At 61.8% G+C, this 11,223-nt stretch carries 13 protein-coding genes; 5 read left to right on the top strand and 8 right to left on the bottom strand.

All coding sequences use genetic code 11. The features are described 5' to 3' along the window. Nucleotides 1–233: 233 nt before the first annotated feature. The 3 genes from EWH12_RS16760 to EWH12_RS16750 form a co-directional block, all read right to left on the bottom strand. The gene (locus EWH12_RS16760) at nt 234–671 is read right to left on the bottom strand and encodes a periplasmic heavy metal sensor (RefSeq protein ID WP_088182532.1); all 438 of its coding nucleotides are present in this window, start codon (nt 669–671) and stop codon (nt 234–236) included. Continuing rightward, nucleotides 668–949, bottom strand: a complete 282-nt coding sequence (locus EWH12_RS16755; RefSeq protein WP_088182533.1) for a hypothetical protein — start codon at nt 947–949, stop codon at nt 668–670. The genes EWH12_RS16760 and EWH12_RS16755 overlap by 4 nt, the downstream gene beginning before the upstream one ends. 144 nt (nt 950–1,093) lie before the next feature. Then, nucleotides 1,094–1,690, bottom strand: coding sequence for a c-type cytochrome (locus EWH12_RS16750; protein WP_088182534.1), 597 nt, complete (start codon nt 1,688–1,690; stop codon nt 1,094–1,096). Nucleotides 1,691–1,913: 223 nt separating this feature from the next. Between EWH12_RS16750 and copC the strand changes: the two genes are divergently transcribed. Continuing rightward, on the top strand, nt 1,914–2,294 hold the full coding sequence (gene copC / locus EWH12_RS16745) for a copper homeostasis periplasmic binding protein CopC (protein ID WP_129927286.1): 381 nt from the start codon (nt 1,914–1,916) through the stop codon (nt 2,292–2,294). Between the two features lie 4 nt (nt 2,295–2,298). Then, nucleotides 2,299–3,234 carry a copper homeostasis membrane protein CopD gene (gene copD, locus EWH12_RS16740; RefSeq protein ID WP_129927283.1) on the top strand — a complete coding sequence of 312 codons (936 nt, stop codon included), beginning with the start codon at nt 2,299–2,301 and terminating at the stop codon, nt 3,232–3,234. 4 nt (nt 3,235–3,238) lie between these two features. On the opposite strand, the gene EWH12_RS16735 is transcribed toward copD, so the two are convergent. Both EWH12_RS16735 and EWH12_RS16730 read right to left on the bottom strand, forming a co-directional pair. Beyond that, nucleotides 3,239–4,522, bottom strand: coding sequence for a type II restriction endonuclease (locus EWH12_RS16735; RefSeq protein ID WP_129927285.1), 1,284 nt, complete (start codon nt 4,520–4,522; stop codon nt 3,239–3,241). A gap of 98 nt (nt 4,523–4,620) precedes the next feature. Continuing rightward, nucleotides 4,621–4,965: a flagellar biosynthetic protein FliQ gene (locus tag EWH12_RS16730; RefSeq protein WP_242496101.1), complete on the bottom strand. Its 345-nt coding sequence runs from the start codon at nt 4,963–4,965 to the stop codon at nt 4,621–4,623. Nucleotides 4,966–5,206: 241 nt separating this feature from the next. Here EWH12_RS16730 and EWH12_RS16725 point away from each other — a divergent pair, with 241 nt between their 5' ends. The 3 genes from EWH12_RS16725 (at nt 5,207) to EWH12_RS16715 (ending at nt 8,953) form a co-directional block, all read left to right on the top strand. Then, the gene (locus tag EWH12_RS16725; protein WP_129927282.1) at nt 5,207–6,094 is read left to right on the top strand and encodes an NAD(P)/FAD-dependent oxidoreductase; all 888 of its coding nucleotides are present in this window, start codon (nt 5,207–5,209) and stop codon (nt 6,092–6,094) included. A gap of 211 nt (nt 6,095–6,305) precedes the next feature. Next, on the top strand, nt 6,306–8,570 hold the full coding sequence (locus EWH12_RS16720) for a heavy metal translocating P-type ATPase (RefSeq protein ID WP_242496100.1): 2,265 nt from the start codon (nt 6,306–6,308) through the stop codon (nt 8,568–8,570). Further along, entirely contained in the window at nt 8,567–8,953 is a 387-nt protein-coding gene (locus EWH12_RS16715; protein WP_129927280.1) for a Cu(I)-responsive transcriptional regulator, read from the top strand. The genes EWH12_RS16720 and EWH12_RS16715 overlap by 4 nt, the downstream gene beginning before the upstream one ends. A 182-nt stretch (nt 8,954–9,135) precedes the next feature. On the opposite strand, the gene EWH12_RS16710 is transcribed toward EWH12_RS16715, so the two are convergent. The 3 genes from EWH12_RS16710 to EWH12_RS16700 are packed head-to-tail and all read right to left on the bottom strand — an operon-like array spanning nt 9,136 to nt 11,159. Continuing rightward, nucleotides 9,136–9,909: a COG4705 family protein gene (locus EWH12_RS16710; protein WP_129927284.1), complete on the bottom strand. Its 774-nt coding sequence runs from the start codon at nt 9,907–9,909 to the stop codon at nt 9,136–9,138. A 35-nt stretch (nt 9,910–9,944) separates the two neighbouring features. After that, complete coding sequence (gene dmeF, locus EWH12_RS16705; RefSeq protein WP_129927279.1) at nt 9,945–10,874, bottom strand: CDF family Co(II)/Ni(II) efflux transporter DmeF; 930 nt, start codon at nt 10,872–10,874, stop codon at nt 9,945–9,947. Between the two features lie 9 nt (nt 10,875–10,883). After that, nucleotides 10,884–11,159 (bottom strand): metal/formaldehyde-sensitive transcriptional repressor, encoded by a 276-nt coding sequence (locus EWH12_RS16700; RefSeq protein ID WP_068075194.1) that lies wholly within the window; start codon nt 11,157–11,159, stop codon nt 10,884–10,886. Nucleotides 11,160–11,223: the final 64 nt, after the last annotated feature.

Genomic DNA, 11,223 nt, shown 5'->3' with positions numbered 1-11,223 from the left:
GCGCATCCTGAGGATCAACGGCCTGAACGCGATCACTGACGACGTGGTGGAAGCTGCACGCAGCACCCTCGTGATCGGTGTCACTTAGCGCTGACAGAACGGTGCCAATCAGCGCTGATATCTACAAAATATCGCAGCCTGGTGTCGGTGCATGATCTCCGCGAAGGCTGGCTGCCGACCCGCGAGCGTCAACGCCGCAAGTTCACCGTCGGAGCACGCCTGAAGATCCAGACTCACCGTACATCGTCGGTGAGCGCATGTACCACCGCCTGGTCGAAGGTCTTGGCCTGATCAGGGCGCAAGATCTGGCGCATGGCGAAGATATGACCAAGTGTTTCCTTTTGCAGCGCACCCATGGCCTGATGTGACTGATCGACGGCCGCCGCGACCCGCGGTCCGTTACCATGTTCGGTTTCGATCGCGGCTGCGAGACGCGCATTGTCCGCTCTCATTTCGAGCTCCAGTGCGCGTCGGCGCACGGCGAAGCGCTGCTCAAGAAGCTCGATTTGAGCCTTCTGACGGTCGTCCAGATCCAGCTTGCTGTGCAATACGTCGTGGAGTTCGACCCCGGCTGCCTTGGGCTGCGGGAAGAAGTAGCGACCCAGGAACACCCCCGCAACGGCCGCAACGAAGGCGACGATTGCGATCAGAACGAGCAGCTTCGGCTTCATCGAGGGCCCGCCAGCAAGGTTGAGGGAGCAAGCGGATTGGATGGCCCGAAAGGCGAGAGTGTTACCGATGCCTCGGCAGGTGGCGTGAATCCGTTGCTCGCGATACCGAGCAACACCGCGCCAAAGGCGGCCACCGCGCCGAGCCTGAGTTGAGAAGCGGCCGAAACCTGCGGCAGGGCGGCAATGCGCCTGAACACGGCCTCTTCCAGACCGATAAGGGCCGGATGTCCCGGTTCGTTTCGCAAGCGGGCCAAAAGCCCATCTAAATCCATATTCATCGCAAAATCCGATCTCTTATTTGGTAGGGCGCGCTGGCGCCGGACCCACCTTGCCCATTGTTCCCTCTATCGGTCTGTCCGTCAAAGCACCGCTGTCCTGAGCGGAGCCCGACTGCCAGCGCCTGCCGGGTAAGCACCACATCGTTATGGCATCGTCTTCTTCATGCCGGGCATATCCTTCATCATCGCGTCATGGTCTTCGGGCGCGCTGGCAATTGCGGCTTGATATTGGGCCGGGGTCATCTGCGGTAGCTTCCGCACAAAAGCGACCATATCCCAAATCAGTTCATCGCTATGCGTTTTACCCCAGGCCGGCATCGCGGTCAGCTTGACCCCATGCTTGATGATCCAGAATTGCGCCTTTACCGATCGCTGCTGTTCCCGGAAAAGCTCCGGAGCCCTGGGATAGAGACCTTGGCTGATCTCCGACTTTTCCAAACCCGGCCCGAGATGGCAGCCGCTGCACATCTCGGTGTAAAGTCCTGCGCCGCTCTGCAGCCGTTTCACGTCCGCTAGGTTGGCTGGGACGCTCACGTTGCGTGACCGGACGGCGATCGAACGATCACGGAGCTGCTCTATGAGCCAATAAACCGGCTTCGTGTGCGGCGCATCAGCCCCTATGTCATAGGCACCGACATACACGACGATCCCAGCAAGCGCTCCGCCAACTAAGCCGGTCGCGGCAATAAAGCCTACGCTTGGAAAATGCCTCCGCAGCCATGCTGTCCTCGAATTTTCCATCGCGTCCTCCCGAGCAGAATGCGTCCCTGGATCCTCGGTGATCTCGCACCCATCCAATTGAGCATACGCACGGCGCGCGTTCATCCCTCATCGGCCGCGCAGATCTCTGGTGCGAACCCGTAGGCCTCCCGACATTGAAGAAATCTTGGAAGCTAAATGAGGGGTCGCGCCACGCGGTGCGTAAATCGCTTTGTCGGCAGTATCGCCGCCCATGGAGAAATCGATGTTTCGTAAAACAGTTTTTGCCGTCGCCATGGCGGCGTCTGTCCTCACCGCTACTGCTGCCCAGGCCCACCCCAAGCTCAATAGCGCAACCCCTGCTGCAAATGCCGTGGTCGCCGCTCCGACCAGGATCCAGCTCGTCTTTTCTGAAGCATTGGTCGCGCAATTTTCCGGGATCGACCTGACGATGACCGAAATGCCCGGCATGAAGATGGGGCCAATGAAGATCAACGGCGTCAAGGCGACCGTGGGTGCAGACGGCAAGACGCTTGTCGCTACGCTGGCCAAGCCGTTGGCAGTTGGAACCTACAAGGTCGACTATCACGTCGTTTCTACCGACACACATCGCATTCAGGGCAGCTATACCTTCAAGGTCCAGTAAGAACGTGCCGGACATCATAGCGATCGCGGTCAGGCTAGGGCTTTACCTCGATCTCATGCTCCTCTTCGGGTTGCCGATGTTCGGCCTCTATACGTTGCGCGGGACCGAGCGGGCATCCGGCTCGGTCCTGCGCTTCCGCTCAGTCTTGGCGACAATAGCACTGGCCGGCATCGGACTATCGATCCTGGGCATGATGGTGCTCGCGTCCTCAATGGCAGGCGTTCCGCTCGATCAGGTGGACCGCGCCACGGTCAATCTTTTGATATCGGGCACGGCGATCGGCACAGTCTGGCAAGTGCGGGTCGCGGCCCTCCTGCTCGTGCTGTATTTTTCCATCGTCGGATGGCGTCGCCCCGCTTTCGCGCTGTGGTCGCTGTCCGCCACCGCCGCAGTCGCTCTCGCAACCTTGGCCTGGACCGGTCACGGCGCGGCCGATGAAGGCTTGCGGGGATGGATTCATCTTGGCGCCGACATCACCCATCTATGGTCCGCAGGCATATGGGTAGGAGCACTATTCGCCTTGTGCCTTCTCATTTTCCGCCCTGCCGCCCGCATGGCGATAGATCATATCCACCTCTCCCACCGCGCGCTGGATGGCTTTGCAAAGGTCGGCTCGGCTGTCGTGGCGCTGCTTATCCTGTCGGGCTTCGTCAACAGTTGGATTCTGATCGGACCGTCCAGGCTCGGATCACTTTTAACCAGTCTCTACGGTCTACTGCTGGCAGGAAAGCTGATCCTGTTCGGCGTCATGCTGATGCTGGCCGCCACCAATCGCTTCTTCCTGACGCCCTCCCTTGCTGCGGCCATTGAAACCGGCAACACATCCTCGGCGATAGGGTCACTCCGCCGCAGCCTCGCCATCGAGACCGGATGCGCCATCGCTATTCTTGCCCTCGTTGCCTGGTTGGGCCTGTTGGCCCCGCCTGCATCCGGGATGTAGGTCATTACGGCAGAACGCGCGAAATCGCCTTGATCGCTTTCAAGCCCGAGCCAAAGCGGGAAATCGACTCCTTGTGCCGTTCGAGCTCGTCATAAGGAAGATAGGCGATTTCCAGGTCCGCGATCCGGCTGAATGCTGGCCTTGCGATTTGCGCTCGCACTTCGCTTTCGCGAGCATCCGGAGCGACAAGGAACAATCCTGCGGTGGCATGCAGATCGCTGCCGCTGAGGGCAAGATCGAGCATCCGGACGATGCCCGAATAGATGGAGGTCGAATGTTCGACTTCGAAGGCTGCCGCGACACGGTCGCCGCCCTGCTCCAGCCACAAAACATCGATGAGGCGGATGGCGTCCGCGCCGGTCGATGTCGAAATCGAAGCCGGCAAGCTCTCTAGGCAACCCTCTCCCAGGCGCACACCGTCATGCAGTCGGCCCCGATCGTTGGATGCGATCCAGATGTCATACCCCAGCGCCAGACCGATATCGCGGAGCCACGCCTGAATTTCCGAATGGGTTCGATCACTCTCCCCCTGTTTCTGCATCGCTTTGTTGAGCGTCTGTGCTTCCGCACGGGCTTGCTCAAGCCGCGCGGTCCACGATCCCACTGTCTGGTCTTCCTCGTCGCGCGGCGGCGCCGGGTAGCGGCCTGAGCCGATATCGAACAGGAGGCCGCCAATGGCGCCGAGATCGTTCGATAGCAGGTCGCGAAACCGCTCGTTCAGGTCGAGCAAGCCCGAGCGCATCGCAAGAAAATGGTGCCAGCTTCCGAGCTTCACCTTGCCGCCGGTCAGCTTGTTATAGCCGTTGACGATCGCCGTGTTGAACGGCGGAACGAGCGTTGGATGCAGGAAATAGAGGAGATTGGCGACCGCTGGCCCAAGCCCCTTGATGTTCAGCCGATCGATCGTGTGAATGCCTGCAATGATTTCTTCCGCAGTGTCGCAGCAAGCGCAATGATCGAGCAATCGGCCGAACGCGCGTTGGTTCGCCGGGTTTTCATAGATGTCGGGGATGCGCAATTTGGGCTTCCAGAGAAACGCATGATCCGCGCCTTTGAAAATCTGTCTTTGCTCGGCGACCGAATGAACGACTGTTTCCAGCGAAGAACCGCGATAGGCCACGCCAAACCGACCGGCTTCGATCTCGGCCACCACCTGAGCCAAACCACGCCTGATCGAGCGAAAATTCTTGATCCGCTCGTCCCATAGAAACCAGCTTTGATAGGTCGCGTTCGGGTCTTCCTTCCATCGTTGGATCAGTTCCCGCGCCAGCAATTCAAACTCCGCCAAACCCCGTCCCCCCTTCGCTTCGATCCTCTCCGAGGCTAGCACTCTGCCCGTATACGACCAGTTTTTGCGCAGCCGTACCGGACGAAAACCGGCAGTCGTCATCGGATATCGTCTGGAATATGCACCAGCAGGTCACGGGTGTAGTCGATCAGGAGATCGCCAACGGTTACCCCGTACAGCGCGAGGAACAAGATGAACGCCAGGAGCTTGGGGACGAAGCTCACGGTCTGTTCATTGATCGACGTCGCAGCCTGGATCATCGAGATTATAAGCCCGACCACGAGCATGATTATCAGCGGGGGTCCAGCGACAAGCATGATCACCCAAAGCGCCTGGCCCATCGAAACCGAAAAAGGGCTGTAGGTCTCCATCTCTCCCCCGTCGATGATGGTGTCGTCGCCCCCTGACGTTGCGACCTGTGGTTGTTGCGGGGCGAGCGACATGGAGCGCGATCGGTAATTCCAATCCGTCTTCCCCACGTCCGCTCGCCCCCGCGCCACGCTGCGACCCGTGGGCACCTGAACTGTCCATCCTGCTGGCGATGGGCTTCATCTGAATTTACGCAGCGACGGGGCTTACCCCTCACGAGCTACTGCTTTTTTTTCGAGGAACGCGCACGCATTCGAGGGAAGGAGCGGCGTACCGCGTAATACAAGTGACGACCGAGGTAAGCGAAAGACAGGCATGTACGACTGCGTAATCATAGGCGGCGGTCCCGCAGGGCTGACAGCCGCAACCTATCTAGGCCGGTTTCTGCGTTCTACGCTGGTCATCGATGCTGGCGATGGCCGGGCGTCCTCCATCCCGACGACACATAACCTCCTCGGTTTTCCAGACGGTATCTCGGGCGGGAATCTGCTTGTTCGCATGCATCAACATGCAGCCCGCTACGGTGCCGAATTGGTCACCGGAGAGGTCGAGCGCATCGACCGGGTCGAGAAGGGTTTCGTCGTCGAAACGAAAGCGGAAATCTTCGGTGCGCGGACAATATTACTTGCCCAAGGCGTGACAAATCATCGACCGCGAATGGCGCAGGAAACGCATGATCGAGCTGTCGCCCAAGGGCTGATACGCTATTGCCCGATCTGCGACGGCTATGAGGTCCGCGGCAAGAGAGTGGCCGTGCTGGGCTGCTCCGACCATGGTGCGGCCGAGGCTCTGTTCGTTCGCCACTATAGCGACACCGTGACCTTACTGGCCCAAGACGGCTCGCAACTGTCGGACGCTGAAGAGGCAGATCTGGCTCGAGGCGGTCTTGCGGTCGAACGCGCACCTATCCGGGACTTGTCGATCCATGGTGAGAATTTGCTCGCCCATTTGACTGATGGCCAATTGCTCCCGTTCGACACCCTATATGTTGCCCTTGGAACCTCTCCTCGCTCGGAACTGGCGCGAATGGCTGGCGCTGAACTGAGTCCGGCAGGTTGCATCGTCGTTGACGAGCATCAGCAAACGACGGTCGGCGGCCTATTTGCTGCCGGCGACATGGTTGAAGGGCTGGATCAAATTGCGGTTGCGGCAGGTCAGGCGGCCAAGGCCGCGACGGCCATCCACAATCTATTGTCCGGCTGACGTGGGAACGCACCAAGGTACGCGCGCAAAAATAAATGTGGGCCGGGCTTGACCCTGACACGATGTCAGACCCCAGATTGACCTTCGTCGATAAGGAGACGAGCCTGTGACTGATCCTCTTCCAGCGAGCAATTCTGGTGCGCACGGCTGCTGCGCGGGCAAACACGGCGGCGACGCCGACGCGAAGACGGCCAAGGATCCGGTTTGCGGCATGATGGTCGATCCCACGGCAACGCCACATCATGCCTCGCATGACGGCGAGGACTATCATTTCTGCAGCGCCGGCTGCCGCACGAAGTTTGCCGACGACCCGGTGCGCTACTTGTCCGCGGGTGACACAGAGGCGGCGGTCGCCCAACCAGGCGCGATCTGGACCTGCCCGATGCACCCGGAAATCCGCCAAGACCATCCCGGGCCATGCCCGATCTGCGGCATGGCACTCGAGCCGGACCTCGTGACGGCAGACACCGGGCCAAGCGGCGAACTGCTGGATATGTCCCGGCGTTTCTGGATCGCGCTGTTGCTCACCATCCCGGTCTTTGTGCTGGAGATGGGCAGCCACCTGTTCCCGGCGCTGCACAATCTTGTGCCGGCCCGTCTATCGGGATGGTTGCAATTCGCGCTGGCAACCCCGGTCGTACTCTGGGCAGGCTGGCCATTCCTTGAACGCGGTTGGGTGTCCATCCGGACGCGCAACCTCAACATGTTCACGCTCATCGCAATGGGGACGGGCGTGGCCTGGGCCTATAGCGTGGTCGCAACCTTCGCTCCGAGGATCTTCCCCGCAGCGTTTCGGATGATGGACGGCACGGTCGCGGTCTATTTCGAGGCCGCCGCCGTCATCACCGTTCTCGTGCTGCTGGGACAGGTGCTCGAGCTGCGCGCCCGTGAGCGGACCTCGGGCGCCATCAAGGCGCTGCTCAACCTCGCGCCCAAGACCGCGCGCCGCATTGGCGCCGACGGGAATGACGAGGAGGTGTCGCTTGACCAGGTGGCCGTTGGCGATCGTCTCCGTGTTCGACCGGGCGAAAAGGTGCCGGTCGATGGGAAGGTCGAGGAGGGCCGATCCTCGCTCGATGAGTCGATGGTGACGGGCGAGTCGATGCCGGTCACGAAGGCGCTGGGCGACGTTGTCATCGGCGGAACGATCAATCAGAGCGGCGCGCTCGTCATGCGCGCCGAGAAGGTCGGCCGCGACACGATGCTCGCGCGCATTGTCCAGATGGTCGCGGACGCGCAGCGTTCGCGGGCACCGATCCAGCGACTGGCCGACCAGGTCGCGGGATTGTTTGTGCCCGCCGTTCTGCTGATCGCGCTCATTGCCTTTGGAGTATGGGGTATCTGGGGGCCGGAGCCGCGCCTCGCCCATGGCCTGATCGCCGCCGTCGCCGTCCTCATCATCGCCTGCCCCTGCGCCTTGGGGCTGGCGACGCCGATGTCGATCATGGTCGGCATCGGCCGGGGCGCTGGGCTCGGCGTGCTCATCAAGAATGCAGAAGCCCTGGAGCGGATGGAGAAGGTCGACACGCTCGTCGTCGACAAGACAGGCACGCTGACCGAAGGCCGGCCATCGGTCACCCGCATCATTCCCACGACAGGCTATGAGGAGACCGAGCTGCTGAGGCTTGCCGCCGGTGTGGAGCGGGCATCAGAACATCCGCTGGCGCTGGCCGTGATCGCCGCCGCCAAGGACAGGGGCATTGTGCTTCCCGAAGTCACGGACTTTGATTCACCGACCGGCAAGGGCGCGATCGGCACGGTGGATGGCAAGCGCATCACGCTCGGTAACGCCCGTTTCCTGTCAGAAAGCGGGATCGACGTCAGCGCCCTTGAGCGGCAAGCGGACGAACTGCGCCAGGATGGTGCGACCGCCATCTTCCTCGGCATCGACGGGCAGGCGGCCGGAATTCTTGCCATTGCCGATGCGATCAAGGCGACGACAGCCGAGGCCATCGCGGCGCTTCGCAAGGAGGGCATAAGGGTTGTGATGCTGACGGGCGACAATCGCACTACGGCGCAAGCGGTTGGGCGGAAGCTCGGGATCGACGATGTCGAAGCCGAAGTGCTACCGGATCAAAAGAGCGCAGTGGTCGCGCGCCTGAAGGCTGAGGGGCGTATCGTCGCCATGGCAGGAGACGGGGTCAATGACGCGCCTGCGCTCGCGGCGGCTGATGTCGGCATCGCGATGGGCTCCGGCACCGATGTCGCGATTGAAAGCGCGGGCGTGACGCTGCTGAAGGGTGACCTGAACGGCATTGTCCGTGCGCGCCGGTTGAGCGAGGCGACGATGTCCAATATCCGTCAGAACCTGTTCTTCGCTTTCATCTACAACGCCGCAGGTATCCCGATCGCAGCGGGGCTGCTCTATCCGATCTTCGGCATCCTCCTCTCCCCGATCATCGCGGCAGCGGCGATGGCATTGTCCTCGGCCAGCGTGGTCACCAACGCGCTCCGCCTTAATCGGGTGACGTTGTGAACATAGGTGGCGCGTCGGGCGCGAGCGGGGTCTCGCAGCGGATGATCCGCCACTATGAGAAGATCGGCCTTATCCCGTCGGCGGCGCGGCGGGATAGTGGCTATCGCGACTACAGCGAAGCCGACGTCCATCGGCTTCGTTTTATTGCAAATGCCCGCAATCTCGGCTTTCCGATCGAAGAAATCCGACAGCTGCTTTGTCTGTGGTCCGATCGCGATCGCGCCAGTTCGGAGGTCAAGATGTTGGCGGAATCGCGCGCCGCCGACCTCGGGCGGAAGGCGGATGCGCTCAACGCCATGCGGGAAGCGTTGCTCGACTTGGCAAAAGGCTGCCACGGCAATGAGCGGCCCGAATGTCCGATACTCGCGCGTCTGGCCTCCTGAGCCGATCCTACAGGTCTGCTAACGGCCGAGAAACGCAAGTTCAGCCCTTGGTGACCGTGAACTCGATGAGAGTTGCACGCTGCAGTACCAAGATTCGTTAGCCACGCTATGTCGGCATACAGCAAGGCATCGCAAGAAGACTGCCCCAGTCTCGACAGCGTTCGATCCAGACCGATGCGCGCTCAGTCGAGGACCACGTGCTTGGGATGCTGCCCGGCGCGTTGCGGCAGAACAATGATAAGAAGCAGGATGGCAGCGGTCAGAACGGCGGACGCCAACGGCCGGCTAAATGACAACCCGCCGTGATCCAGCGGTTTGTCAAGGAAATCGCCGACTGCAGCCCCGAGGGGGCGCGTCATAATGAACGCCGCCCAGAACAGCAGCACCCGACTAGCGTTTGTCGTGTAAAATAGCAGCCCCAGTACGGCGAGCAGCCCCGCGAATATGATCGCGGCGCCGATATAGCCGAGGTTGCCAGTATCGGCCGTCCAGTCGCCGAGCGCCGTGCCGAGCGTTTGCGAGAAGGTGATCGTGATCCAGTAGAACAGCTCGGCTTTCGGCTCGTGCACGGTGTCGACCGAGATCGATCCGAGCGTTCGATGCCAGACGATCAGCGAGGCTAGCACGCAGCCGAGCAGCAGCGCCGATCCTCCGGTATATCCGATGCCGAGCGAGCGGGTGGCGAAATCCGCCATCGTCGTTCCCGCCGTCGTCGAGGCGATGATCGTCGCCCAATAGAGGAACGGGTGAAAGCGCGTCGCCGCAACCTGCCACCACACCAAGGCGACCAGCACCGTCAGGAAGATCGCGGTGCCGACCAGATAGCCGAGATTCATCGTCATCGAGACGGTATCGCCGCCCGTTTCGCCGAGCGTGGTCGCGAGGATCTTGATGAGCCAGAAGCCCAGCGTGACCGCGGGCACCTTGCTCGCCAGTTCCCGCTTCGTCGGTTCCACCACGGCGTCTTCCTTTCGTCGGCTTCCGCGCGGTTCTAACGACACTCGACCGTGAGGTGCGCGAGTTCATGGACCGGCGCGAGCCGGGCGCGAATCTCGTCGCCGGTGACGCCCTGCCCGCTCACGACGCTGACGATCGCAGCGTGCGCTTCCGGGCCAACGCGCCAGACATGAAGGTCGGTTATGCGCGCGTCCCCCGGCGTCTCGACCAGCTCGCGCACTTCATCCTCGACATGATGATCGGTCGCATCGAGCAGCACCGATGCCGTGTCCCGCATCAGGGACCATGACCAGCGCGCGATCACGACCGCGCCGACGATCCCCATCACCGGGTCCATCCATACCCAGCCGAGATAGCGTCCGGCCAATAACGCCGCGATGGCAAGGACGGAGGTGAGCGCGTCGGCGAGGACGTGGATGTAGGCTGAGCGCATGTTGTTGTCGCCGCCATGCGCGCCGTGAGCATGGCCGTGTTCGTGTCCATGATGATCGTGCCCGTGATGGTGCCCGCCCGAAAGCAGGAAGGCGCTGGCGATGTTCACGCCCAAGCCGACCACCGCGATGATCGTCGCCTCCCCGAACGCTACCGTGATCGGCTGAAACAGACGAAGGATGGACTCGACGCCGATCCCGAGCGCTATCAGCCCCAGCACCATCGCCGACGCGAACCCGGCCAGATCGCCGACCTTGCCCGTGCCGAAGCTGTAGGCCCGGTTGGAGGCATGGCGCTTGGCATAGGCATAGGCAGCCGCGGCAACCCCGAGCGCGCCCGCGTGCGTCGCCATGTGAAAGCCATCGGCGAGCAGCGCCATCGAGCCGGTCAGGTATCCGGCGACAATCTCGACCACCATCATCCCGGCGGTGAGCGCCACGACCCACAAGGTTCGGCGCGCGTTGTCGTCGTGCGCCGCACCCAGGAATACATGATCGTGCGCAACGGCTTCGATTTCGGGCAATGTCGCCATGAGGAAGTCCTATTTGGAGTAGCGGCGGATCACCGCCAGCAATTCTTTGGCGCCGGCCGCCCGCTCGGCGTCATCGAGCCCTGCGCGGGACACATGCGCTTCCAGATGCTCGGCAATGATTTCGTACATGAGGCCATTCACCGCACCACGCACCGCCGCGACCAGGTGCAGCACGTCGGAACAGGAGGAATCCGATTGTAGTGCGCGCTCGACCGCCCCGACCTGTCCCGCAATTCGGCGCACGCGCGCCACCAGATCAGCATTCGTTTCGGACAAGTGAGCCATATCATACCCCCCTACCCTATATATGCCTGCATGACAACCTTTGGTAACGGGCTCGGGCGGCGCT

Origin of the sequence: Sphingobium cupriresistens (assembly GCF_004152865.1) — a bacterium.
GTDB lineage: Bacteria > Pseudomonadota > Alphaproteobacteria > Sphingomonadales > Sphingomonadaceae > Sphingobium > Sphingobium cupriresistens.
This window is presented reverse-complemented; position numbering and strand designations above follow the sequence as displayed.